This is a genomic window from Streptomyces sp. NPDC030862 (assembly GCF_055571835.1).
Genome location: NZ_JBVIEN010000011.1, coordinates 27,331 through 51,555 on the forward strand (window position 1 = coordinate 27,331; position 24,225 = coordinate 51,555).

Consider the following 24,225-nt stretch of genomic DNA (forward strand, 5'->3'; position numbering starts at 1 on the left):
CTCTCTTCTGTGGCGGATCGGCAGGTCTTTCACACGATCAGCCATGGAGGGGAGGGTTCCGTCGCCCCCAGGTCCCGTTTGCTTATCCCCGGCGTACACCGGATGGAGTACTCGTTCACTCCGCCCTGGGGCGTACCAACCCCGATTCGTACGCGGTGACGACCAGCTGGGCGCGGTCGCGCGCGCCGAGCTTGGCCATGGCGCGGTTGACGTGGGTTTTGACGGTGAGGGGGCTCACTTCGAGGCGGTCGGCGATCTCGTCGTTGGAGCGGCCGCCGGCGACGAGGACCAGGACCTCCCGTTCCCGTACGGTCAGGGCGGCGAGGCGCTCGGAGTACGTGGACGGCTCCGCGGTGTCCTTCTGGGTGAGGAACCGGGCGATCAGGGCCTTCGTCGCGGCGGGTGAGAGCAGCGCCTCCCCGGCGGCGGCGATCCGGATGGCGTTCAGCAGCTCGTCGGGCTCGGCGCCCTTGCCGAGGAAGCCGGAGGCCCCGGCGCGCAGCGACTGGACCACGTACTCGTCCACCTCGAAGGTCGTCAGCATGACGACGCGTACGCCCGCCAGGTCCGGGTCCGCGCTGATCAGGCGGGTGGCGGCGAGGCCGTCCGTGCCGGGCATCCGGATGTCCATCAGGACGACGTCGGCCCGCTCCGTCCGGGCGAGCGCGACCGCCTCGGCGCCGTCCGCCGCCTCGCCGACGACCTCCATGTCGGGCTCGGAGTCCACCAGGATCCTGAACGCGCTGCGCAGCAGTGCCTGGTCGTCGGCGAGCAGCACCCTGATGGTCACACGGCCTCCCCTGTGGTTGCGGTGAGCGGAAGTATCGCGTGGACGCGGAAGCCGCCTCCGTAGCGGGGGGCGGCGGTGAGGGTGCCGCCGAGGGCGGTGGCGCGCTCCCGCATGCCGAGCAGGCCGTGGCCGCCGCTCTCCTGCGTGGGCGTCGGTACGCCGTCGTCGAGGACCGTCACCTCCAGGGTCCGGCCGACCCGGACGACGCTCACCTCGGCCCTGGCGTCCGGGCCCGCGTGCTTCTGCACGTTGGTCAGCGCCTCCTGGATGATCCGGTACGCCGCGAGGTCGACGGCCGCGGGCAGCGGGGTGCCCTGGTCGGTGCGGGCCAGCTGCACCGGCAGGCCGGCGTGCCGGAAGGTGGCGAGCAGCTCGTCGAGGACGGCGAGACCGGGCGCCGGTTCGGTGGGGGCCTCCGGGTCGCCGGACTGGCGGAGCAGGCCGACCGTGGCGCGGAGCTCGTCGAGGGCGGACCGGCTGGCCTCGCGGACGTGCGCGAGGGCCTCCTTGGCCTGGTCGGGGCGCTTGTCCATGACGTGGGCGGCGACCCCGGCCTGGACGTTGACGAGCGCGATGTGGTGCGCGACCACGTCGTGCAGGTCGCGGGCGATGCGCAGCCGCTCCTCGGCGACCCGGCGGCGGGCCTCCTCCTCGCGGGTGCGTTCGGCGCGTTCGGCGCGCTCGCGGATGGCGTCGACGAAGGCGCGGCGGCTGCGTACGGCGTCGCCCGCGGCGGCCGCCATGCCGGTCCAGGCGAAGACGCCGAGGTTCTCCTGGCCGTACCAGGGGGCGGAGCCGAGGAGCATGGCGGTCGCGGTGAGCACCGTCATCGTGGCCAGCCCGACCCGCCAGGTGGTGGGCCGGTCGGTGCGCGAGGCGACGGTGTACAGCGCGACGACGGCGCTCATCGCCACGGGCGCGGCCGGGTCCCCGGCGGCGAACTCGACGACGGAGAGGGCGCCGGTGATCAGCAGGACGGGCAGGGGCTCGCGCCGCCGCCGCACCAGGGCCGCGGCCCCGGCGAGCATCAGCAGCACGCTGCGCGCGTCGGGGGTGCGCTCGCCGAAGGTCGGCCCGTGGGGGTGACCGTGCGGATCGGCGTACGAGCCGGCGACCATGCAGGCGAGGACGGCGGCGGCGAGGGCCGCGTCGAAGGCGAGGGGGTGCTCGCGCAGCCAGCGCCGGCCGCGCGCGAGCCGGGTTCCGGGCGGTGTTCCGGGCGGTCTTCCGGGGGACGTCACGACAGGAAACGGTACGGCGACGCCCCGCGCCCGGGGGACCGGGGCGGGGCGTCGAGGCGTTGGACGTGCGGGGGGCGTGCCGCGGTGTCAGGCCGCCGAGCCCGGGATGAGTCCGTCCTCGGACAGCATCGCGCGGACCTCGTCGAGCGTCGCGTCGGGCGCGGGCAGGATCAGCTCGGACGGTTCGAGGGAGTCGTCGGGAAGCGGCTCCCCCAGCGTCCGCACCGTGTCCAGCAGGGCGTGGAACGTGCGGCGGAAGCCCTCCCCGTCGCCGTTCTCCATCTCGGCGAGCAGTTCGTCGTCGAGCTTGTTCAGTTCGGCGAAGTGGCTGTCCGCCACCCGCAGCTGGCCCTCCCCCATGATCCTCACGATCATGACGCGACCGTCCTTACTGCTTGTCGAACCGGGGCTGGGAGGACTGCTGCCGCTCCTGGTCCTGCGGGGTGGCACCGCCCTCGATGGCCTGCTGAGAGGAGGACCCCCCGGCGAGCTCCGCCTTCATGCGCTGGAGCTCCAGCTCCACGTCCGTACCGCCCGACAGACGGTCCAGCTCGGCCTGGATGTCGTCCTTCTGGAGCCCGGACTGGTCGTCGAGCGCGCCGGAGGCGAGCAGCTCGTCGATCGCGCCGGCCCGCGCCTGGAGCTGCGCGGTCTTGTCCTCGGCGCGCTGGATGGCGACGCCGACGTCGCTCATCTCCTCGGAGATGCCGGAGAAGGACTCGGCGATCCGGGTCTGCGCCTGGGCGGCGGTGTACGTGGCCTTGATGGTCTCCTTCTTCGTACGGAAGGCGTCCACCTTGGCCTGGAGCCGCTGCGCCGCGAGCGTCAGCTTCTCCTCCTCGCCCTGGAGGGTCTGGTGCTGCGTCTCCAGGTCCGTCACCTGCTGCTGGAGCGCGGCCCGGCGGGACAGCGCCTCGCGGGCCAGGTCCTCGCGGCCCAGCGCCAGCGCCTTGCGGCCCTGGTCCTCCAGCTTGGCCGACTGGGACTGGAGCTGGTTGAGCTGGAGCTCCAGGCGCTTGCGGGAGGTCGCCACGTCGGCGACGCCGCGGCGGACCTTCTGGAGCAGCTCCAGCTGCTTCTGGTACGAGTAGTCGAGGGTCTCGCGCGGATCCTCGGCCCGGTCAAGGGCCTTGTTGGCCTTCGCGCGGAAGATCATCCCCATACGCTTCATGACACCGCTCATGGGCTTCGCGCGCCCCCTTCGTGACGGACTTCGGCTCCAGCACTCCAACAGAACCCACAGTACGGGCCCTGCATCCATTACCGCACTGTTCGAGCGGGGATGCGCTCATCCCCAAGGACGACTGCGGACGGCTCATGATCCGGCGCAAGGAGTAGGGGTTCCGGCGGGATCCCTTGTACGGGTGGACGCAGGCCGTTGCCGGATCGTTCCCCGCGGGGGTGGGGCGCATGCCGGGTACCCCGTACCCTTGGGCTTTGTGTTCCGTAGCCGTTCGAAGGATGAGAAGGCCCCCACCGACAAGGTGACGGCGGACCTCTCCAAGCAGCCCCGCGACCCCCAGGCCCCCAAGGGCCGCCCGACCCCGAAGCGGAGTGAGGCCCAGACGCAGCGCCGCCGCGCGCAGACCGTACCGACCGACCGCAAGGAGGCCATGCGCCGCCAGCGCGAGGCCCGCCGCGCGGACCTGGCCAAGCAGCGCGAGGCGCTGGCGAGCGGCGACGAGCGCTACTTGCCCGTCCGTGACAAGGGCCCGGTCCGCCGCTTCGTCCGCGACTTCGTCGACTCGCGGTTCTGCGTCGCCGAGTTCTTCCTGCCGCTGGCCGTGGTGATCCTGGTCCTGTCCATGGTCCGGTCGGCGCAGATGCAGAACATCGCCCTGCTGCTGTGGCTGGGTGTCATCGCCATGATCGTGGTGGACTCGGTCGGCATCTGGATCCGGCTGAAGAAGCAGCTGGGCGAGCGCTTCCCCAACGAGCCCAAGCGGGGCGCGATCGCGTACGCCCTGATGCGTACGCTCCAGATGCGCCGACTGCGGCTGCCCAAGCCGCAGGTCAAGCGCGGAGAGCGGCCCTGAGCACCCAGGTCTCCGGTTTCGGAGGCGCTTCGGGGAGCTGGCTCGACGGGCTCGGCGGACTGCGCAACACGGTCCGCCAGGAGCTCGTCGCCCGCCAGCTGGACGAGCAGATAACCGCCCGCTACCCCGTGGGGCAGCGGCTGCGGGTGCTCGACGTCGGCATGGGCCAGGGCACGCAGGCCCTGCGCCTGGCCCGGGCGGGGCACACCGTCACCGGGCTGGAGTCCGACCCCGAGATGCTGCGGTACGCCCGGGAGGCGCTGGCGACCGAGCCGGCGGGCATCCGGGAGCGGGTCCGGCTCATCGAGGGCGACGGCCGGGAGACCGGCGTGCACTTCCTGCCGGGCAGCTTCGACGTGGTGCTGTGCCACGGCGTGCTGATGTACGTGGAGGAGCGCGACGCCATGCTCGCGGGCCTCGCCCGCATGCTGGCGCCGGGCGGCCTGCTGTCGCTGCTCGTACGGAACGCGGACGCGCTGGCGATGCGGCCCGGGCTGGCCGGGGACTGGTCCGGGGCGCTTGCGGCCTTCGAGTCGGACGCCTACGTCAACCGGCTCGGGCTGCCGGTGCGGGCCGACCGGCTGGGGGCGCTGACGGCGACGCTCGCGGGGATCGCGGCGCCGCTGCACGCCTGGTACGGCGTGCGGGTCTTCACCGACAACGTACCCAACGAAGAGGGCCTGCCGGCCGCCGAGCAGCTGGAGCTGCTCCTCGCGGCGGAGGACCGCGCGGGCCGCACGGACCCGTACCGCCGGGTGGCGGCGCTGCTGCACCTGTGCGGGGTCCGGGGCTGAGCCCCGCCCCCTGATCGCTGAATCGGACGCGCTGGGCGGGCCGTGGCGGGAGGTTCCGCAGGACACTCGCGGCATGGCCCTGACCGTGAACGTGACCGCCGCCGTACGCGTGCTGGTGCCGCTGCTGCCGGTGACCGCCGCCGCCGTGCTGCTGGGCGGCTGCGTGGCCCCGGCGCCGCGCGCGGCACCGCCCGCCGCCACGCCCGCCGTGTCGCCCGCGGCCGCCGGCCGGGCGGCCGGGGAGCTGGAGGAGGACTACCGCAACGTCATCCGGGACGTCCTGCCGTCGGTCGTGCAGATCGAGGCGGGGCAGGGGATCGGTTCCGGGGTGGTGTGGGACGAGCGGGGCCACATCGTGACGAACGCTCACGTGGTGGGCGGGGAGCGGTCGTTCCGGGTCACCGTGGCGACGGGCGAGGAGGTGCTGGCCGCCCGGCTGGTCTCCAGCTACCCCGAGCAGGATCTCGCGGTCATCCGGCTGGACGCGCCGCCGCCGGGGCTGAAGCCGGCGAGGTTCGGTGACTCGTCGAAGGTCGAGGTGGGCCAGATCGTGCTGGCGATGGGCTCGCCGCTGGGGCTGTCCGGCAGCGTCACGCAGGGCATCGTGTCGGCGACCGGCCGCACGGTGAGCGAGGGCGGCGCGGGCGGCGGGACGGGCGCGACCATCGGGAACATGGTGCAGACGTCGGCGGCGATCAATCCGGGCAACAGCGGCGGCGCGCTGGTCAACCTGGCGGGTGAGGTCGTCGGCATCCCGACGCTGGCGGCCACCGAACCGGGCATGGGCGGCGGTACGGCGCCGGGGATCGGTTTCGCGATCCCGTCCTCCATGGTCCGTACGATCGCGGACCAGATCGTCCGCACGGGCCGGGTCACGCACTCGGGCCGCGCGGCCCTCGGCATCTCCGGCCGCACCGTCCTGGACGACGACTACCGGCCGGCGGGCGTGGCGATCGCCGAGGTGGCGCGGGGCGGGGCGGCGGCGGACGCGGGGCTGCGGGCCGGCGACATCATCACCCGCGTCGGTGACACGGACATCACCACGATCACCTCGCTGCTGGAGGCGCTGGCGTCCGCGAAGCCGGGCGACCGGGTGCCGGTGACGTACCTGAGGGACGGGCGGCGGGGGACGGTGACGGTGACGCTCGGCGAGATGTGAGCCTCCCCGGCGCCCGTCCGCGCGGCGCCCCCCGCGCCCTCCAGGGGGTGGCTACTCCGCGGCCTCGGCCGCGCGCAGGCTCATCGGGCCGTAGATCTTCGTCTCGTCCTCGAAGAGGTGGACCTGCTCCACGCCCTCGTCGAGGAGGTCCTTCCAGGTCTCACCGAGCCAGGACTCCGCGTCGCCCTGGGTGGTGAACTCCTCCGGCTGGGTTGCCGGCTGGACCTCCGTGCCGTCGGACCTCTCGAATCGCCACGTCCATGCCATGTGCGCCTCCCGGGTTCACCAGGTGATCGGTTTCCTGCCCGCAGCGTAGCCGGGCGCGCACCCCGTGCGGGGACACGGGAGGATCATCCCTGTGGAACTGACTCTCCTCGGCACCGGCGCCCCCGACGGGCTGCCCCGCCCCGACTGCCCCTGCGCCCGCTGCGCCACCGCCCGCGGCGCGGACGCGCGTGCCGCGACCGCGCTGCTCGTGGACGGGGCGCTGCTGCTCGATCTGACGCCCGGGGCCGCGCTGGCCGCCGCACGGGCCGGACGGTCGCTCGGCGGCGTACGGCAGGTGCTGCTGACGCACCCGCACGACGGACCGGCCGTGGAGCTGCCCGCCGGGCTGCCGGCGGCCGGGCGGGTGCCGGACGGGCGGGAGCTCACGCTGATCAGCGGGCACCGGGTGCGGGCCGTGCCGATGGACGCGCCGGGCACCGGGTACGAGGTCACCTCCCCGGACGGGCTGCGGCTGCTGTACCTGCCGCCGGGCGGCGCCCCGGCGGGCGTGAGCGAGGCCGGGACGGCGTACGACATGGTCGTGGGCGACGTGGTGGGGCGGCCGGACGGGGTGGCCCGGCTGCGCGGCGCCGGTGCGATCGGGGCCGCCACCGACGTCGTCGCCGTCCACCTGGGCCACGAGGTGCCGCCCGGGCCCGAGCTGGACCGGCGGCTGGCGGCGGCCGGGGCGCGGGCCGTGCCGGACGGGACGACGCTGCTCGTGGGCGACTACCAGGACGTCCCGGACATACCGCGCCGGACGCTGGTGACCGGCGGGGCCCGCTCGGGCAAGTCGCTGGAGGCCGAGCGGCGCCTGGAGGCCTTCCCTGAGGTGGTGTACGTCGCGACGGGCGGCACCCGTGACGGCGACGCCGAGTGGGCGGCCCGCGTGAGCACGCACCGCAACCGGCGTCCGGGGTCCTGGCACACCGAGGAGACCTGCGAGCTCGCGCCGCTGCTGCGCGGCGAGGGGCCGCCGCTGCTGATCGACTGCCTGTCGCTGTGGCTGACGGACGCGATGGACCGGGTCGGGGCGTGGGACGACGGCACCTGGGCGGCGAGCGGTGAGCGCGCGCTGCGCGAGCGGGTCGCCGAACTGGTCGCGGCGGTGCGCGCCACGCGCCGTACGGTCGTGGCGGTGACCAACGAGGTGGGCGCCGGGGTGGTGCCCGCGAGCGCCGCCGGGCGGCGCTTCCGCGACGAGCTCGGACGGCTCAACGCGGCCTTCGCGGACGAGTGCGAGCACGTCCTGTACGTCGTCGCCGGTCAGGCCCTCGTGCTCCGCGGGTGACCGGTACTGTTCAGCGAATGAGCAGGCTGAATCTCGACGACTTCTCCGAACTGATCGAGCGCCCCGACAGCGCCACGCGGCGTGACGCCGAGGAACGCCGGGAGCGCCTCGCCGTCCCGCCCGGCAGGCTGGGCCGCCTCGACGAGCTGGGCGAGTGGCTGTCGGCCGCCCAGGGGGCCGTCCCGGTGCGGCCGATCGACCGGCCGCGCGTGGTGCTGTTCGCCGGGGATCACGGAGTGGCCGGCCTCGACGTGTCGGGCCGGCCCGCGGGCGGCGCGCACGCGCTGGTGCGCGCCGTGCTGGACGGGGCGAGCCCGGTGGCGGTGCTGGCGCGGCGGATGGACGTCCCGGTGCGAGTCGTCGACGCGGGCCTGGACTGCGACCCGGAGCTGCTGCCCGAGGACGTGGTACGCCACCGGGTGCGGCGCGGCAGCGGCCGGATCGACATCGAGGACGCGCTGACGCCGGAGGAGGCCGAGCAGGCGGTACGCCTGGGCATGGCCATCGCCGACGAGGAGGCCGACTCGGGCACGGACCTGGTGGTGCTGGGCGACCTCAGCGTGGGCGGCACCACGCCCGCGAGCACGCTCATCGCCGCCCTGTGCGGTACGGACGCCTCCGTCGTGACCGGCCGGGGCGGCGCCGGGATCGACGACCTGGCGTGGATGCGCAAGTGCGCGGCGGTCCGCGACGCGCTGCGCCGGGCGCGCCCGGTGCTGGGCGACCAGCTGGAGCTGCTGGCGGCGGTCGGCGGCGCGGACCTCGCCGCGATGACCGGCTTCCTCCTGCAGAGCGCGGTCCGCCGGATGCCGGTGATCCTGGACGGCGTGGTGTCGGCGGCGTGCGCGCTGGTCGCACAGCGGGCGGCGTTCCGGGCGCCGGACTGGTGGCTGGCGGGCCAGGTGAGCGGCGAGCCGGCGCAGGGCAAGGCGCTGGACCGGATGGCGCTCAACCCGCTGCTGGACCACGGCGTGACCGTCGGCGAGGGCACCGGGGCGCTGCTCGCGCTGCCGCTGGTCCAGGCGGCCGCGGCGCTGGCGGCGGAGCTGCCGGCGAGTGAACCGAGCCCTCCACCCGAGCGGGACTGACCTCTCCGGACCGACCTCTCCGGCGGAGAGATGGGGATCACGCGGCGGCCTGGCAACTTCCCGGCCGCCGCGCCGGTCTTCGCACGTGCTCGACCTCTCGACCTCTCGAATGCTCGACTGCTCGACGCCGTGCCGACCACCCCCTGGAGTCCCCATGCCGTTCGTCCGCCGTGCGCTGCGCCGTGAGTGGGGATCCCTGTACGCGGCGGTACGCGCGGGGCTCGTCACCCGCGGGTGGCGAGCGATCCCGCTGACGCTGTGCGCCGTCACGCTGACCGGGCTCTTCCAGCTTGTCCAGAACCAGTCCTGGGGCTACGGCCTCATCCAGGGCATCGGCTCGGTCCGGGCCGAGGACCCGCTGTGGCTCGCGCTGCTGCGTACGCCCCTCTCCCTGTTCGTACCGGCGCTGCACCTGCCGGTGTGGGGCGCGCTGGCGCAGGTGCTGCTGGTGTTCGGCATCGCCGAGATCTGCCTGGGGCGGCCGCGCACGCTGCTCGTCGCGTACGCCGCGACGCTGGCCGGGACGTTGTACGCGCGGATCGGCATCGCGCTCGGGCCGGACGCGCCGCTGGGGCTCGGGCTGCCGGCGTCGGACGCGCACGTCGTCGACACCGGCCCGTCGGCAGCGGTCGTCGGCCTGGCGGTCGTCGTCTGCTGGCGGTACCGGGCCTGGCTCACCGGCGGCCTGGTCGTGCTGGCGATGATCGTCGAGGTGGTCTTCAAGAACAACCTCGCGGGCAAGGAGCACCTGGCCGCGATCGGGGCGGTGCTCGTGGCGTGTGCGGTCCGGGAGGTCCTCGCGCTCAGCGCCGCCGGTCGCCGCCCGGGCGGCGCAGTTGCTGGACCCGGTCCGGCGCCCCGGCGATCAGGTCCTGGAAGCGGTGCCTGACGGCGTTCCAGCGGCGGTCGTGGTGGTAGGCGCGCAGGCCCGCCCTGGCGCGGGCGCGGGGCCTGCGGCGGTAGAGGCGGCGGGCCCACAGGGAGTCGGGGCGGGCCAGCCGGAGGGCGCCGAAGATCGCGATTGGCAGCACGAACAGGCCGATGATCGCCATCCGGAACTTCCCCTTGAAGAGGGTGACCAGCACGAAGAGGAAGTTGAGCCCGAAGTTGATCAGGAGACTGCTGCGGCTCTGCCGCTCCTCGGGCGTGACCTCGTCCACGCCGAGCGGTGAGAAGCCGAGCAGGACGAGCAGGAGCAGCGCGGTGGTGAGGACCACGACCTCCACGCTCTTGCGGCCCTCCTCGGTCCAGTAGACGTCGTCCAGGTGGACGATGAGCGCGAACTCGTCGAGGACCAGGCCCGCGCCGATGCCGAGGAGCACCGCGCAGACGATGGAGGCGGCGCCGCGCCGGTCGACGGCGACCGCCCCGAAACCGCCGATCAGGGTGAGCACGACCCCCGGAATCACGTGGTGGATGTGCAGCCCGCCCGGGGTGACGTTGCGGAAGGGCCCCTTCCCGGCCCGGATCAGCCGGGTGACCACCCGGGTGAGCAGGAAGGTCAGGACGAAGGACGACAGGGCGAGGAGCAGGGGCAGCTTCCCCGGCTCGACGATGTTGCGGTAGAACCAGTGACCCATCCCGCTCCCTCCATGATCGCGCCTCCTAGCGACTACCCTGCGCCCGGTGACCATGCCCCGCACCCGTACACGCCTCGACGGCATACGTTTCGCCTTCGGCACCCTCACCGTGCTGCCCGTCCACGTCTCCCGCTGGGACCGTGAGGCGGCCCGCGCCGGAATGCTCGCCGCGCCGCTGGCGGGACTGGTGGTGGGCCTGTGCGCGGCGGCGGCCGGCGGCCTGGCCCTGCTGCTCGGCGCGGGGCCGCTGCTCGCCGCGGTGGCCTCGGCGGCCGTTCCCGCCGTGCTGACGCGGGGCCTGCACCTGGACGGGCTCGCGGACACGGCGGACGGGCTCGGCAGCGGCAAGCCCGCCGAGGACGCGCTGCGGATCATGAAGCAGTCGGACATCGGTCCCTTCGGCGTCATCACGCTGCTCTTCGTCCTGCTCGCCCAGGTGGCCGCGCTGTACGAGCTGTACGGGGAGGGCTGGGCGTACGGCGCGGTCGCGGCGGCCCTGGGCGGCACGGTCGCCCGGGCCGCGCTCACCCTCGCCTCGCGCGCCTCCGTGCCGGCGGCCCGGCCCGAGGGGCTGGGCGCGGTGGTGGCGGGGACGGTGCCGGGGCGGGCCGCGCTCGGCGTGGTGGCGCTGATGGGGTGCGCGGCCGCCGGGGCCGGGGCGCTGTTCGGGCCGTACGACGCCCTGCGCCACGTACTGGCGGGGCTGCTGGCCCTGGTGGTGGCGGAGGCGCTGCTGCGGCGCTGTGTGCGGCGGTTCGGCGGGGTGACGGGGGATGTCTTCGGGGCGGTGGCGGAGACGGCGGCGACGGTGGTGCTGGTGGTGCTGACATTGGGCTAAGACGGGTTTGAGCCGCGCCGGATCCTGGTAGTCGGGGAGCGAGAACGAAGGAGAGTGATCATGGCAACCGGCACTGTGAAGTGGTTCAACGCGGAAAAGGGCTTCGGCTTCATCGAGCAGGACGGCGGCGGTCCCGACGTGTTCGTCCACTACTCGGCCATCGCCAGCACGGGGTACCGCGAGCTCAACGAGGGCCAGAAGGTGCAGTTCGACGTCACGCAGGGGCCGAAGGGCCCGCAGGCCGAGAACGTCAGCCCGGCCTGACGGGGCCGCTCAGCAGGGCTCTCGCCAGGCGTCGAGCTCGTACCGCTTCAGTATCGAGCTCGTCCGCAGCCGTTCGGCCTGCGGGCAGAACGCCCGGGTCGGGAGCTCGTACTCCACGTGGAAGACGGCCTTGCCCGCCGTCAGAAAGGGGCGCAGGCGCTCGCACTCGCGGAACTGCGCGCACTGTTCATTGACCGCGAAGTCGAAGTCCTGGACCAGATCGGGGATCTGGTCCAGGTCGTTTTTCAGGCCGACGGCGAGACCGCGCTCATGGGCGAGGCGGGCGATGAGGCGGTTGTAGCGCAGCTGGTCGGCGGCGGTGAGCGGGAAGCCGGTGTCGTTGGCGTAGCCGTCCATGTTGTCGGGCTCCACGGCGTCGAAGCCCTTGGTCCGGCACATGTCGAGGCGGGCGGCCATCAGCGGTTCGAGGACGTCGGTGCGGCGGATGTCGAGCCAGCGCTCGCCCTTCCAGCCGTTGCCGCGCCCGATGACCTCCCGGGGGAACGTCGCGGCGTCGGGCCGCCAGTCCTCCCAGGCGCCGGTGGAGAGGTAGCAGATCACCTTGCGGCCGCGCCGGTGCAGGTCGTCGACCGTGGCGCGGGGGTGGTCGAAGCCGTCGATGTCGTACACGGGTACGTCGACGGCCGGGTCGAGGCGGCCGCTGAGCTGCCACTGCCAGGGCTGCCCCGGGGCCGGCTGCCAGCGCCGCCCCTCGTGCGGTGTGGGCGGCGCCGGGTCGGAGGGGCTCGTACACCCCGTCGCGAGCAGCAGCAGCGCGGCGACGAACAGCAGGGCGCGGCGCATCACGCGCGCCTCCCGCCGCCGGCCAGGGCGTGCGGCAGCGTGCCCCAGGGGTGGGCGCCGGCGCCCGGGACGGCGCACCGGACGCGTGTGGTGACACGGGCGTCGGCGTCGGGCGGGGCGGCGTAGACGAGGTGGCAGTAGTGGTCGGCGACCGGGAGGTCGAGGGCGCGGTAGGCGTCCCAGGGGCCCTCGAAGGTGACGAGCAGGTCGGCCAGTTCGGCGTACGCGGGGTGGGGGTGCGCCCCGTGGTTGAGGACGAGCGTGGCGGCGCCGGCCGCGCGGGCGGCCACGCCCAGGCGCCGGTAGTGCGGGGCGAGGTGCGGATCGGTGGGGACCTGGTCGAGGAAGGCGCCGTCGGCGCCGTACCAGTCGCGGTGGCGGACCAGGTCGGTGAGGACGTCGGCGTGGGGGCGGCGGCCGTAGTCGGTGTCGGTGTAGCCGAGCACGCACACCCCGGCCGCGCGCAGCCGGTCGGCGACGGTCACGAAGGCGGGGTCGGGGGCCGGGCCGGCGCCGCTCGCGGGGTTGAGCACGACGCCGTAGAGGAGCGGCGCGGCCGCGATGATGGCGTCCCATTCGGCGGGGCGGTCGGCGGGGTGCTCGTAGTAGGGCACCAGGAGGTCCACGGGCGTTTCCTTTGCGTGCTTCAGGTGCGCGTGCTTCAGGTGCGCGTGCTTCAAGTGCGGTGGGTGGTCGCCCGTCCGAGCAGTACCCAGCCGAGGACGGCCAGTACCGCGGCCGCGGCCCCGGTGATGACCGCGCCGGCCGCCTGCGGGTCGCCCGCGCCCGTCGCCAGGGACACCGTCTGGGCGCCGGTCGCCGCCACGCACACCAGCGCCGCGCTGAGCGCCGCGCCGAAGGACTGCAGCAGCAGGGCGGCCCATAGGACGGTCCCGATGAGCAGCAGCGACACCAGCCGGAGCCCGTCCAGGGCGGGCGCGCCCGGCCACAGCAGCGTCCCGCCGGCGGCGAGGGCCAGCAGGACGGTGAGGTACGCGGTGAGGCAGAGCGCCAGCGTGGTCGCGGTGGTGCGGCGGAAGGCGCGGGCGCTGGTGCTGGCCCGCAGCCCGGCGAGGCTCTCGCTGCGGAAGCGGTGCAGCAGCCATTCGGCGGGGCCCATCGAGAGGGTGAGCGCCACGGCGGAGGGCGCCGCCACCGCCGCGCCGGGCCCGTCGGCGAGGACGTCGCCGAGCGCGGCGTACAGCACGAGCCCGCCGGTGCCGAGCCCGAACAGGCCGTACGGCAGCGACGCGGCGAGCCGGGGCGCGGCCCTCCCGGGCACGCCGGGTGCGGCGAGCGGCAGGAGCACCCGCAGCGCGAGCGCCACGGCCGCGACGAGCGAGGCGAGCAGCAGGGCGGTGCGCACGGCGAGCGGCGGGTCGTACCAGAACGCGACGGGGGCGCCCGCCGCCAGCGGCAGCAGCGCGCCCAGCAGGGCCTTCTCGCGGTCGAGGACCAGCAGGACGGTCGCGGCGGCCAGGTACAGCGACTGTCCGGCCGCGAAGGCGGCGGCGCCCCACTCCCCCGGCCCGGTCGCGGCGACGGCGACGACCGCGCCCGCGAGGGCTCCGGCCGGGGCGCCGGTGAGCAGGGCCCGGGCGGCGGCCTGGCGGTCGCCGAGGCCGAGCCAGGAGTAGGCGCGGTGGGAGAGGGCCTGGTTCCAGACCCAGCCGGTGACGGCCCCGGCGAGCAGCGGAACCGTTCCGGCGGACAGGCCCAGCGCACCGGGCGGGCCCGCGAGGAGGGGCGCGCCGAGGACGTACGCGAGGCCGGGCAGGGCGAAGACCAGGCCGCGCAGGAGGCAGCCGCCGAGGCCGGTGTGCCAAGGGTCGGTGGGCGGGCCGTCCGGTTCGGGGAAGCGGCGCTCCACGCGCGCGTAGAGGTCTTCGGCGAGGGCGAAGGAGTCGGGGCGGCCGTAGGTGAGCCGGATGTGGTCGTCGGTCATGCCGTCGGATTCGAGGATGGCGGCTATCTCGTCGGGGTGGACGGCGGCCGCTATCAGGTCCTCCAGCCGGTGGGCGAGTTCGTCGAGCGGATCGGGAGCGGCCCAGCTGGGCCGCTGACGGGGGAGGGAGGGCAGGGTGTCGGTGGCGCCCGCGGCGGGCGGGGTGAGCCAGAGGGAGCCGCTCATTCACATCGTCCGATCGAGCTCGCGGTGCCTGGGGGTCCCCCCGGCGAAGGCAGGGGGCGGGTCGGAGATACGCAGCTGGAGGGTCCAGTCGTCCGGCTCCGCCACGGGCACCTCCGGGACCCCGGCGAGCTCGCGGTAGATGCGGCGGAAACCGTCGACGGAGCGGTGCAGCGTGAACCGGTCGACGACCCGCTGCCGGGCCCTGCGCCCGAGCTCGGCGCGGCGCTCCCCGTCGCGCAGCAGCGTGAGCACGGCCTCGGCCATGACGGCGGGTTCGCGCGGCGGGACGACGAGTCCGGTGTCGCCGACGGCCTCGCGTACCCCGCCCACATCGGTGGAGACGGTGGCCCGGCCGCAGGACATGGCCTCGATGAGCGAGAAGGGGAACCCTTCGCTGATGGAGGAGAGCATCACCACGCTGCCCGCGGCGTAGGCGGACGCCACGTCGGAGATCCGGCCCTCGTAGACGATGCCGTCCGTGACGCCCAGTTCGGCGGCGAGCTTCTCCAGCCGGGTGCGGTAGTCCTCGTTCCCGGCCGGGACGGGCCCGAACAACCGCAGGCGCAGCTCGGGCAGTTCCGCGCGGGCGATGGCGTACGCCCGGATCAGGGTCTCCAGGTCCTTGATGGGGTCGACGCGGCCGCACCAGCTGAGGGTGGGCACGGCGGGCTCGGGGCCGGCGAGCGGGAAGGCGTGCGGGTCGACGCCGTTGTAGACGGTGCGGATGCGGTCGGCGGGGGCGCCGCCGCGCTCCTCCCAGCGCCGGTTGTACTGGTTGCAGGGCGTGATGAGGTCGGCCTTGCGGTAGCCGAGGGAGTTGAGTTCCCGGTAGAAGCCGAGCATCAGCGCCTTGACGGGCCACCGCTGGGCCTCGGTGCGGTAGCCGAGGTAGCGCTCGCGGAGGTAGATGCCGTGCTCGGTGAGGAGAAACGGTACGCCGTCGAGGTGCTGGGCGGCGAGTGCGGGGAGGGTGGCGAGGCCGCTGGAGACGGCGTGGGCGACGCTGTCGGCGGGGATGCGGGCGGCGAGCGGCCGCAGCGCGTGTTCGAGGAGGTCGGTGGCGGTCAGGGCGTCGTGGACGGTGGGGCGGGCGGCGGCGGTCCGCAGGTGCGGCATGGTCCATATCCACATCAGCGACCGCAGCACCGATTCGGAGCGCAGGGCGGAGGAGAGCCGTCCGCGGCGGGCGAGCGCGGCCAGGGCGTACAGGCCCTCGCCGAAGTCGCAGCCGGCGGACGGGTCGAGTATCGAGAGCAGGAAGCGCTCGTAGGTGTCGGTGAAGCGGCGCCGCTCCCGCCCGATCAGCGGCCGTCCGCGCCCCGGCGCCGGGCCCCACAGCGGGAAGGCGGTGTGGCGGTAGACGTTGGGCGGGAGCTCCCAGGTGACGGGCTCGCGGCCGCTGCCGGTGAGGGCGAGGATCTGGAAGTCGACCTCGGGCATGCCGCGGACGAGCTGGTCGCACCAGGTGCTGACGCCGCCGTGGACGTGCGGATAGGTGCCTTCGGTGAGCATGGTGACATGGCGGCCTGTGGTCGGCATTCGGTTCCCCCCCGGGAGTGAGCTCGTCAGGCGCTGGTGGCGCGGTGGCGCCGGCGGTGCTGGTGGCGCTGGTCAGGCGGTCGGCAGTGTGAGGGTGATCGCCGTCTGGAAGGTGTCGGGAGCGGTCCAGGCGGAGCGGGCCCCGGCATAGGGCGTGCCGAACGCCGTCGTACCGAGCAGCTGCTGCCGGCGGGTCCCCTCGGGCGCGGTGACCGGGGCGGTCACACCGGCCGGCGCCCTGACGGTGACGGTGGTGCCGATGCGGTACGCGGTGACCTTGCCGTCCGCGAGGGCCTGGTCCCAGGCGGCGCGGCGGGCCAGTTCGGTACCGATGTCGCGGTGGCGGGGGTTGACGAGCGGGGTGTTCTCCGCGAACAGGGCGCGGTGGTCGGCGAGGACCTTGTCGAGGACGGGATAGAGGAGCCGCTCCTCGGCGAGGTTGGACTGATGGACGTAGTGGGGGCGCGGGTCGTTGGCCATGACGTGGCCCAGCGCGGTGCGGGCCTCCTGCGGGACGATGTGCTCGGCGTACCCGGTGCGTACGTCGAGCGGCTCGTCGAGGCAGGTGGAGGCGGGGTTGGTCGCGCAGACGCCGCTGCCGCCGTCCTCCTCGGAGGTGTAGATCCAGTTGTACTCGTCGGCCATCTCCTCCGCCGTCCCGACGTTGTAGTACACGTTCATCGGGTGGCGGGGCACGGTCCTCGCGGCGCCCACGGGCCGCTGCCGCGGCTCTCGGGAGTTGTCGCTCGCGATCCAGCGGACCCCGGTGTCGGAGAGCGCCCCGGCGAGGTTCGGGTTGTCGGCGGGCTGCTGCGGCAGGGTCTTCAGGCCGGAGTGCTCGCCGGTGACGAGCTCGGTGCGGTCGACGGCGAGGCCCTTGTTCACGGCCCAGGTGTGGTTGTCGCGGATCTGGGTGGCGATCTCGGCGCGGCTCGTCCACCGGATGTTGCCGTACGCGTCCTTGGCGCACCGCCACGGCACGGTGGAGGTGTCCTGGACGCAGCCGAGGAAGGGGTGCGTGTAGGTGTGGTTGACCCAGCGGTACTGCGCCCGGTCTGCGAGGAGCTGGGCGGTGAGCGGGTCGCTGCCGCCGTGCTCGGCCTTCCACTCCTCGCCGGAGCCCGCGTTGTAGACCATGTCGAGGGTGAGGCCGCTCGCCCGCTGCCACTGGGCGGCGTACTGCGCGTCGGCCGCGGTCATGCGGATCGGCGGCGTGCCCTCGCCGTCGCCGCCCGGGCAGTCGAAGTCGCCGGGCGTGCAGTTGCGGACGGTGTCCCAGCGGGCGTCGGGGGCGAAGACGTCGTCGACATGGACGGAAAAGTAGTTCCGGCTCTGTCCGAGGTGTACGCCCTGAGTCAGCCATTCCACGATGCCCCGGGCCAGGGCGCGGAACTGCCGCTGGTGCCGGTTGTAGGCGAAGGTGACGACGAGCTCGCGCCGCCCGTCGTGGGCGTATTCGCCGAGGAGGCTGGCCCGGCCGCCGCCGTCACCGGTGGCCACGTCCAGGTAGCTGGTGTATCCGGCGCGGGGCCGGCCGGCGTACCCGTGACTCTCCGAGACGTCCGGGTCGTTGTCCTCGAAGACGACCGGCCCGTCGAGGTACCGGAAGGGCCCCGCCTTCCCGGCGGCGGTGAGGGCGGTCTCCACGCCGTCGAAGACCCCGGAGCGGCCGCCGTCGTCCGTGTACTCCAGGCCGACGCCGGGGTGGGCCCAGGTGTACGCGTCGACCTGCGGGATCGCGTACGTCCGCTCGTACGCGGCGAGCGCGTCCCGCTCCGCCGCGGACAGCCCCTGGGGCGCCTCGTCGGGCAGCACCACGCCCTGGTACTTGGCGCGCGGGCGCCCGTCGACGGTGTCGGCGAGGAAGGCCGCGTCGATGACGGGGCGGCCCGGGTCGCCGAGGCGGACCACGCGGTACGGCGTGCCGGAACCTTTCAGTTCGGCGGTGAGGGCCTCCACCGCGCCGCCGCCGTCGTCCACGACGAGCACCGTGAGGTCGATGCGGGGCGTGGGCGCGGCCGCCGCGCCGGCCGCCGGGAGCGCGCCGGTCAGCAGCACCGCGGCGAGCAGCGCGGTCGCCGTGCGCCCGGCGCGGAATCCGTGGACGTGCATGGTCTTTCCCCCCTCGCGGGACCCGCCGGCGCGCGTGGGGGCGCCCCGGGGATCTGTGGAGATGATGCAAAGGGCCGGATCGCTCCCTTGCAGGATTAAGCAGAGTGTGACCGAGCTCTCACCCATATGGGGTGGCAAACGTGAAAGAGACACCACGCATGAGTGAATTGCCGCCGCCGTGAGCGAGACGGGAGTGCGCGCGTAGGCTCGTCCCCGGCGTTCCCTGGGCCGAATTACGATGCGACGGGCAAGGTCGGCCCACCCCTCGACCGCATCTCGGCCGTGCCATGGCCGTACGCCAGCCGCACACGCCGCCCGACCACTCAAACGGAAGCGAGATTTCACCACCGTGACTGCTCTCACTCTCAGCACCGCCGGCGCGGCGACACTGCGCGCCGACGTCCTCGTCGTCGGCGTCGCCAAGAGCCCGCAGGGCGGCAAGGGGCTCGTCGTCGCACCCGGCGCCGAGGCCGTCGACCAGGCCTTCGACGGAAAGCTCGCCGACGTCCTGGAGACCCTCGGTGCCTCCGGCGCCGACGGCGAGGTGACCAAGGTGCCGTCCCCGGCCGGCCTGAAGGCCCCGGTCGTGCTCGCCGTCGGCCTCGGCCAGGCGCCCGAGAAGGACGACGAGACCTACACCGCCGAGACCCTGCGCCGCGCCGCCGGCACCGCCGCCCGCGCCCTCGCCGGTACGAAGAAGGCCGCCTTCGCGCTGCCCGTCGAGGCCGTCGAGGACGCCGAGGCCATCGCGGAGGGCGCGCTGCTGGGCGCGTACGCCTTCACCGCGTACCGCGAGCAGGGCAAGGACGCCAAGGGTCCCCTCGCCGAGGTGGCGCTGCTGGGCGCGAAGCCCCGCGACAAGGCGTACAAGGCGGCGGCGGAGCGCGCCGTCGCGCTCACCGAGGAGCTCAACCGCGCCCGCGACCTGATCAACACCCCGCCCAACGACCTCACCCCCGAGGCCTTCGCCGCCATCGCCACCGCGGCCGGCAAGGAGCACGGCATCAAGGTGCAGGTGCTCGACGAGCGCGCCCTCACCAAGGGCGGCTACGGCGGCATCCTCGGCGTCGGCGCCGGTTCCGCGAACCCGCCCCGGCTGGTGAAGCTCGCCTACACGCACCCCAAGGCGGAGAAGACGCTGGCGCTGGTCGGCAAGGGCATCACGTACGACTCGGGCGGCATCTCCCTGAAGCCGGCGGGCCACAACGAGACGATGAAGTGCGACATGAGCGGCGCCGCCGCGGTGTTCGCCGCGGTCGTCACCGCCGCCCGCCTCGGCCTGGAGGTGAACATCACCGGCTGGCTGGCGCTCGCCGAGAACATGCCGTCCGGCTCCGCCCTGCGCCCCGGTGACGTGCTGCGCATGTACAGCGGCAAGACGGTGGAGGTGCTCAACACCGACGCCGAGGGCCGGCTCGTGCTGGGCGACGCGCTCACCCGCGCCTCGGAGGAGCACCCGGACGCCATCGTCGACGTCGCGACCCTCACCGGCGCGATGGTGCTGGCGCTCGGCAACCGCACCTTCGGCATCATGGCCAACGACGACGCCTTCCGCACCGCGGTCCACGAGATCGCGGAGGAGGCGGGCGAGCAGTCCTGGCCGATGCCGCTCCCCGCCGAGCTGCGCAAGGGCATGGACTCCCCGACCGCCGACATCGCGAACATGGGCGAGCGGATGGGCGGCGGCCTGGTCGCCGGCCTGTTCCTGAAGGAGTTCGTCGGCGAGGGCATCCCGTGGGCCCACCTCGACATCGCGGGCCCCGCCTTCAACGAGGGCGGCCCCTACGGCTACACCCCCAAGGGCGGCACCGGCTCGGCGGTCCGCACCCTGGTGAAGCTCGCGGAGCGGGTGGCCGCCGGCGACCTGGGCTGATCTTTTCAGGGCTCGGTTCGGGCCACGGCCCCGGAGCATGGCTCCGGGGCCGTACGCCGTCGGTCCGGGCGCGACGGAATCCGTAGGTTCGTACGCGTCGGCGGCCCGGGCGCGTGGACGATCCGCCGTCTCAGAGCCTGGCCCGGCGTCTCTTGTTCCGGCAACAAGTGCGAAGATGGGTTCTCGGCAGGACAGGGCCCCCACCACAGGGCCGAAGAATCAGCGGCCGAACACCAGCCGACAGGCCGGTCATCCCCCGAGGCCGGGGGCCCGGCGACCGGCGCACATGCATGGAGGACGTGACGTGGCGAACGACGCCAGCACCGTTTTCGACCTAGTGATCCTCGGCGGTGGCAGTGGCGGTTACGCCGCGGCCCTGCGGGGTGCGCAGCTGGGCCTGGACGTCGCACTGATCGAGAAGAACAAGCTCGGCGGCACCTGCCTGCACAACGGATGCATTCCCACGAAGGCCCTGCTCCACGCCGGTGAGATCGCGGACCAGGCCCGTGAGGCCGACCAGTTCGGTGTGCTCACCACCTTCGAGGGCATCGACATCAAGGCCGTCCACAAGTACAAGGACGACGTGATCGCGGGCCTGTACAAGGGCCTGCAGGGCCTGGTCGCCTCCCGCAAGGTGACGTACATCGAGGGCGAGGGCCGGCTCTCCTCCCCCACCTCCGTCGACGTGAACGGCCAGCGGGTCGAGGGCCGCCACGTCCTCCTCGCCACCGGTTCCGTACCGAAGTCCCTCCCGGGCCTGGAGATCGACGGCAACCGCATCATCTCCTCGGACCACGCGCTGACCCTGGACCGGGTCCCGGAGTCCGCGATCATCCTGGGCGGCGGCGTCATCGGCGTCGAGTTCGCCTCGGCGTGGAAGTCCTTCGGCACCGACGTCACCGTCATCGAGGGCCTGAAGCACCTCGTCCCGGTCGAGGACGAGAACAGCTCGAAGCTTCTTGAGCGCGCCTTCCGCAAGCGCGGCATCAAGTTCAACCTCGGCACCTTCTTCCAGAGCGCCGAGTACACCGACAACGGCGTCAAGGTCACCCTGGCGGACGGCAAGACCTTCGAGGCCGAGGTGCTGCTCGTCGCCATCGGCCGCGGCCCGGTCTCCGCCGGCCTCGGGTACGAGGAGCAGGGCGTCGCGATGGACCGCGGCTACGTCCTCGTCGACGAGTACATGCAGACCAACGTGCCCACGATCTCGGCCGTCGGCGACCTCGTCCCGACCCTGCAGCTCGCGCACGTCGGCTTCGCCGAGGGCATCCTCGTCGCGGAGCGGCTGGCCGGCCTGAAGCCGGTTCCGATCGACTACGACGGCGTGCCGCGGGTGACGTACTGCCACCCCGAGGTCGCCTCCGTGGGCATCACCGAGGCCAAGGCCAAGGAGATCTACGGCGCGGACAAGGTCGTCGCTCTGAAGTACAACCTCGCGGGCAACGGCAAGAGCAAGATCCTCAAGACCGCGGGCGAGATCAAGCTCGTGCAGGTCAAGGACGGTGCCGTGGTCGGCGTCCACATGGTCGGTGACCGCATGGGCGAGCAGGTCGGCGAAGCGCAGCTGATCTACAACTGGGAGGCGCTGCCGGCGGAGGTCGCGCAGCTCATCCACGCCCACCCGACGCAGAACGAGGCGCTCGGCGAGGCTCACCTGGCGCTGGCCGGCAAGCCCCTCCACTCCCACGACTGATCCGCTCAGTCCGGGCGCGACGACCACTTACCGCAATTCGTTAGGAGCAACTGAAACCATGTCGGTTTCCGTAACCCTGCCGGCGCTCGGCGAGAGCGTCACCGAGGGCACTGTCACCCGCTGGCTGAAGGCCGAGGGCGAGCGCGTCGAGGCCGACGAGCCGCTGCTCGAGGTGTCGACCGACAAGGTCGACACCGAGATCCCCGCCCCCGCGTCCGGCGTCCTGGCCTCCATCAAGGTCGCCGAGGACGAGACGGTCGAGGTCGGCGCCGAGCTGGCCATCATCGACGACGGCTCCGGTGCCCCGGCCGAGGCTCCGGCCCCGGCCGCCGCCGAGGCACCCGCCGCGGAGGCCCCGGCTGCCGAGGCCCCCGCTGCCCAGGCCCCCGCCGCCGAGGCTCCGGCTCCGGCTGCCGAGGCTCCCGCCGCCGCTCCGGCCGGCGGCGCCGAGGGCACCGACGTCGTGCTGCCCGCGCTGGGCGAGTCGGTCACCGAGGGCACCGTCACCCGCTGGCTGAAGCAGGTCGGCGAGGAGGTCACGGAGGACGAGCCGCTGCTCGAGGTCTCCACGGACAAGGTCGACACCGAGATCCCGGCCCCGGCTTCCGGTGTGCTGCTGGAGATCGTGGTCGGCGAGGACGAGACCGCCGAGGTCGGCGCCAAGCTCGCCGTCATCGGCGCCGCGGGTGCCGCTCCGGCGGCCGCCCCGGCTCAGGAGGCTCCGGCTCCGGCCGCCGCTCCCGCCGCGGAGGCCCCCGCTGCTCCGGCCGCCGCTCCCGCCGAGGCCCCGGCCGCCCCGGCCCCGGCTCCGGCCGCTGCTCCGGCTCCCGCCGCGCCCGCCGCCCCTGCTCCGGCTCCGGCTCCGGTCACCCCGGCTCCGGCCGCCGCCGCGCCCGCCGCGCCCGCACAGCCGGCGGACGAGGGCGCGTACGTGACCCCGCTGGTCCGCAAGCTCGCCGCCGAGAACGGCGTCGACCTGTCGGCCGTCAAGGGCACCGGCGTCGGTGGCCGCATCCGCAAGCAGGACGTCCTGGCCGCCGCCGAGGCCGCCAAGGCCGCCGCCGCTGCCCCGGCCCCCGCCGCGGCCGCTCCGGCCGCCGCCGCTCCGGCCGCCAAGGCGCCGGCGCTGGAGGCGTCGCCGCTGCGCGGTCAGACGGTCAAGATGACCCGGATGCGCAAGGTCATCGGCGACAACATGATGAAGGCGCTGCACTCGCAGGCCCAGCTGACCTCGGTCGTCGAGGTCGACATCACCAAGCTGATGAAGCTGCGCGCCCGCGCCAAGGACGCGTTCGCCGCCCGCGAGGGCGTCAAGCTGTCCCCGATGCCGTTCTTCGTCAAGGCCGCCGCGCAGGCGCTGAAGGCCCACCCGGTCATCAACGCGCGGATCAACGAGGACGAGGGCACCATCACGTACTTCGACTCGGAGAACATCGGCATCGCCGTGGACTCCGAGAAGGGTCTGATGACGCCGGTCATCAAGAACGCCGGCGACCTGAACATCGCGGGCATCTCCAAGGCCACCGCGGAGCTCGCGGGCAAGGTCCGCGGCAACAAGATCACCCCGGACGAGCTGTCCGGCGCCACCTTCACGATCAGCAACACCGGCTCGCGCGGTGCGCTGTTCGACACGGTCATCGTGCCGCCGAACCAGGTCGCCATCCTGGGCATCGGCGCCACCGTCAAGCGTCCGGTGGTCATCAACCACCCGGACCTGGGCGAGACCATCGCGGTGCGCGACATGACCTACCTGTCGCTCTCCTACGACCACCGCCTGGTGGACGGCGCCGACGCCGCGCGCTACCTGACGGCCGTCAAGGCCATCCTGGAAGCGGGCGAGTTCGAGGTCGACCTCGGCCTGTAGCCCGCCCCTCCCGGCGTACGGGACATGACGACGGCGCCCCCGGTCGGAACTCTCCGGCCGGGGGCGCCGTCGTCGCGTGAGCCGCCGCGTGAGCCGTCGCGTGAGCCGTCGCGTGACAGGTGTCTCGCGCCCCGGGGCAGCCACAGGCGCTGACCGGGCGGAATAATGGCGATCGACCGCCGCAGCCGCGAAGGAGCCCCCATGACCCCGCCCGTCGTCCACTCGCTGCGCGACCAGATCCGCGAGCACATCGTGGAGGGCATCGTCAGCGGCCGCTGGAAGCCGGGCGAGCGCATCGTCGAGCGGCGCATCGCCACGGAGCTGGAGGTCAGTCAGACGCCCGTGCGCGAGGCGCTGCGCGAGCTGGAGAGCCTGCGGCTGATCGAGTCGGCGCCCAACAAGGGCGTACGGGTACGCAACCTGACGGCGGCGGACCTGGAGGAGAGCTACCCCGTGCGCGCCGGTCTGGAGCAGATCGCCGCCGAGCTGGCGGCCGACCGCCTGGGCGAGGACTGCTCGGCCCTGGAGCCCCATGTGGCGGCGCTGTACGAGGCGGACGCGCGGGCCGACGGGACGGCCCAGGTGCGGCACACCGTGGGGTTTCACCGGGAGCTGGTGCGGGCGGCCCACAACAGCGTGCTGCTGCACACCTGGGAGGGGCTCGGCATCGAGGTCTTCACGGCGTTGTCGATCCGCTGGCTCGGGACCGTACAGAAGTCGTACGCGGAGGAGCACGACGAGCTCGTCCAGGCCTTCCGCCGGCGGGACCCGCAGATCGGGGTCCTGGTGAAGCAGCACGTCCTCGGCTGCGCTCCGAGGGCCTGAGCGCGCCCCTCCTTTTTCGGGGCTCGGTTCGCCTCC

The 24,225-nt window shown here is 73.7% G+C and carries 23 protein-coding genes; 12 read left to right on the forward strand and 11 right to left on the reverse strand.

What is annotated here, in order from left to right; translation table 11 throughout:
- Nucleotides 1–115: 115 nt before the first annotated feature.
- The 4 genes from ACZ42X_RS27315 to ACZ42X_RS27330 form a co-directional block, all read right to left on the reverse strand.
- On the reverse strand, nt 116–790 hold the full coding sequence (locus ACZ42X_RS27315) for a response regulator (protein WP_468295275.1): 675 nt from the start codon (nt 788–790) through the stop codon (nt 116–118).
- A complete protein-coding gene (locus ACZ42X_RS27320; RefSeq protein WP_468295277.1) occupies nt 787–2,031 on the reverse strand; it encodes a sensor histidine kinase in 1,245 nt (414 codons plus the stop codon). The genes ACZ42X_RS27315 and ACZ42X_RS27320 overlap by 4 nt, the downstream gene beginning before the upstream one ends.
- Before the next feature lie 87 nt (nt 2,032–2,118).
- Complete coding sequence (pspAA, locus tag ACZ42X_RS27325; RefSeq protein WP_361414404.1) at nt 2,119–2,406, reverse strand: PspA-associated protein PspAA; 288 nt, start codon at nt 2,404–2,406, stop codon at nt 2,119–2,121.
- A 13-nt stretch (nt 2,407–2,419) separates the two neighbouring features.
- Nucleotides 2,420–3,214, reverse strand: a complete 795-nt coding sequence (locus ACZ42X_RS27330; protein ID WP_468295280.1) for a PspA/IM30 family protein — start codon at nt 3,212–3,214, stop codon at nt 2,420–2,422.
- 256 nt (nt 3,215–3,470) lie between these two features.
- On the opposite strand from ACZ42X_RS27330, the gene ACZ42X_RS27335 reads away from it, so the two are divergent.
- From ACZ42X_RS27335 to ACZ42X_RS27345, 3 genes are all read left to right on the forward strand, one after another.
- A complete protein-coding gene (locus ACZ42X_RS27335; RefSeq protein ID WP_468295281.1) occupies nt 3,471–4,067 on the forward strand; it encodes a DUF3043 domain-containing protein in 597 nt (198 codons plus the stop codon).
- Nucleotides 4,068–4,126: 59 nt separating this feature from the next.
- Nucleotides 4,127–4,861: a class I SAM-dependent methyltransferase gene (locus ACZ42X_RS27340; RefSeq protein ID WP_468295917.1), complete on the forward strand. Its 735-nt coding sequence runs from the start codon at nt 4,127–4,129 to the stop codon at nt 4,859–4,861.
- Between the two features lie 73 nt (nt 4,862–4,934).
- Nucleotides 4,935–6,020, forward strand: a complete 1,086-nt coding sequence (locus ACZ42X_RS27345) for a S1C family serine protease (protein ID WP_468295284.1) — start codon at nt 4,935–4,937, stop codon at nt 6,018–6,020.
- 51 nt (nt 6,021–6,071) lie between these two features.
- Here ACZ42X_RS27345 and ACZ42X_RS27350 read toward each other — a convergent pair whose 3' ends face one another.
- Entirely contained in the window at nt 6,072–6,287 is a 216-nt protein-coding gene (locus tag ACZ42X_RS27350) for a hypothetical protein (protein ID WP_468295286.1), read from the reverse strand.
- 91 nt (nt 6,288–6,378) lie between these two features.
- Between ACZ42X_RS27350 and ACZ42X_RS27355 the strand changes: the two genes are divergently transcribed.
- From ACZ42X_RS27355 to ACZ42X_RS27365, 3 genes are all read left to right on the forward strand, one after another.
- Nucleotides 6,379–7,578 carry a bifunctional adenosylcobinamide kinase/adenosylcobinamide-phosphate guanylyltransferase gene (locus ACZ42X_RS27355; protein WP_468295288.1) on the forward strand — a complete coding sequence of 400 codons (1,200 nt, stop codon included), beginning with the start codon at nt 6,379–6,381 and terminating at the stop codon, nt 7,576–7,578.
- 17 nt (nt 7,579–7,595) lie between these two features.
- Nucleotides 7,596–8,666 (forward strand): nicotinate-nucleotide--dimethylbenzimidazole phosphoribosyltransferase, encoded by a 1,071-nt coding sequence (gene cobT / locus ACZ42X_RS27360; RefSeq protein WP_468295291.1) that lies wholly within the window; start codon nt 7,596–7,598, stop codon nt 8,664–8,666.
- 154 nt (nt 8,667–8,820) lie between these two features.
- The gene (locus ACZ42X_RS27365; RefSeq protein ID WP_468295294.1) at nt 8,821–9,555 is read left to right on the forward strand and encodes a hypothetical protein; all 735 of its coding nucleotides are present in this window, start codon (nt 8,821–8,823) and stop codon (nt 9,553–9,555) included.
- On the opposite strand, the gene ACZ42X_RS27370 is transcribed toward ACZ42X_RS27365, so the two are convergent.
- Nucleotides 9,470–10,246 carry a hypothetical protein gene (locus ACZ42X_RS27370; protein WP_468295296.1) on the reverse strand — a complete coding sequence of 259 codons (777 nt, stop codon included), beginning with the start codon at nt 10,244–10,246 and terminating at the stop codon, nt 9,470–9,472. The two genes, ACZ42X_RS27365 and ACZ42X_RS27370, sit on opposite strands and share 86 nt — an antisense overlap.
- A 52-nt stretch (nt 10,247–10,298) precedes the next feature.
- On the opposite strand from ACZ42X_RS27370, the gene cobS reads away from it, so the two are divergent.
- Both cobS and ACZ42X_RS27380 read left to right on the forward strand, forming a co-directional pair.
- The gene (gene cobS / locus ACZ42X_RS27375) at nt 10,299–11,084 is read left to right on the forward strand and encodes an adenosylcobinamide-GDP ribazoletransferase (protein WP_468295919.1); all 786 of its coding nucleotides are present in this window, start codon (nt 10,299–10,301) and stop codon (nt 11,082–11,084) included.
- Nucleotides 11,085–11,144: 60 nt separating this feature from the next.
- The gene (locus tag ACZ42X_RS27380) at nt 11,145–11,348 is read left to right on the forward strand and encodes a cold-shock protein (protein WP_361414387.1); all 204 of its coding nucleotides are present in this window, start codon (nt 11,145–11,147) and stop codon (nt 11,346–11,348) included.
- Between the two features lie 9 nt (nt 11,349–11,357).
- On the opposite strand, the gene ACZ42X_RS27385 is transcribed toward ACZ42X_RS27380, so the two are convergent.
- The 5 genes from ACZ42X_RS27385 to ACZ42X_RS27405 form a co-directional block, all read right to left on the reverse strand.
- The gene (locus tag ACZ42X_RS27385) at nt 11,358–12,152 is read right to left on the reverse strand and encodes an endo alpha-1,4 polygalactosaminidase (RefSeq protein ID WP_468295921.1); all 795 of its coding nucleotides are present in this window, start codon (nt 12,150–12,152) and stop codon (nt 11,358–11,360) included.
- On the reverse strand, nt 12,152–12,778 hold the full coding sequence (locus tag ACZ42X_RS27390; protein WP_468295299.1) for a spherulation-specific family 4 protein: 627 nt from the start codon (nt 12,776–12,778) through the stop codon (nt 12,152–12,154). Before ACZ42X_RS27390 ends, ACZ42X_RS27385 begins: the two co-directional genes overlap by 1 nt.
- Before the next feature lie 50 nt (nt 12,779–12,828).
- Nucleotides 12,829–14,283, reverse strand: coding sequence for a hypothetical protein (locus ACZ42X_RS27395; protein WP_468295301.1), 1,455 nt, complete (start codon nt 14,281–14,283; stop codon nt 12,829–12,831).
- The gene (gene pelF / locus ACZ42X_RS27400; protein WP_468295303.1) at nt 14,284–15,822 is read right to left on the reverse strand and encodes a GT4 family glycosyltransferase PelF; all 1,539 of its coding nucleotides are present in this window, start codon (nt 15,820–15,822) and stop codon (nt 14,284–14,286) included.
- A gap of 72 nt (nt 15,823–15,894) precedes the next feature.
- Nucleotides 15,895–17,934, reverse strand: coding sequence for a hypothetical protein (locus ACZ42X_RS27405; RefSeq protein ID WP_468295306.1), 2,040 nt, complete (start codon nt 17,932–17,934; stop codon nt 15,895–15,897).
- A 349-nt stretch (nt 17,935–18,283) separates the two neighbouring features.
- On the opposite strand from ACZ42X_RS27405, the gene ACZ42X_RS27410 reads away from it, so the two are divergent.
- The 4 genes from ACZ42X_RS27410 (at nt 18,284) to ACZ42X_RS27425 (ending at nt 24,189) form a co-directional block, all read left to right on the forward strand.
- Complete coding sequence (locus ACZ42X_RS27410) at nt 18,284–19,807, forward strand: leucyl aminopeptidase (protein ID WP_468295308.1); 1,524 nt, start codon at nt 18,284–18,286, stop codon at nt 19,805–19,807.
- A gap of 304 nt (nt 19,808–20,111) precedes the next feature.
- Complete coding sequence (gene lpdA, locus ACZ42X_RS27415) at nt 20,112–21,500, forward strand: dihydrolipoyl dehydrogenase (protein ID WP_361414375.1); 1,389 nt, start codon at nt 20,112–20,114, stop codon at nt 21,498–21,500.
- 58 nt (nt 21,501–21,558) lie between these two features.
- Nucleotides 21,559–23,364 carry a 2-oxoglutarate dehydrogenase, E2 component, dihydrolipoamide succinyltransferase gene (gene sucB, locus ACZ42X_RS27420; RefSeq protein WP_468295311.1) on the forward strand — a complete coding sequence of 602 codons (1,806 nt, stop codon included), beginning with the start codon at nt 21,559–21,561 and terminating at the stop codon, nt 23,362–23,364.
- A gap of 201 nt (nt 23,365–23,565) precedes the next feature.
- Nucleotides 23,566–24,189 (forward strand): GntR family transcriptional regulator, encoded by a 624-nt coding sequence (locus ACZ42X_RS27425; protein WP_468295314.1) that lies wholly within the window; start codon nt 23,566–23,568, stop codon nt 24,187–24,189.
- Nucleotides 24,190–24,225 lie beyond the last annotated feature (36 nt).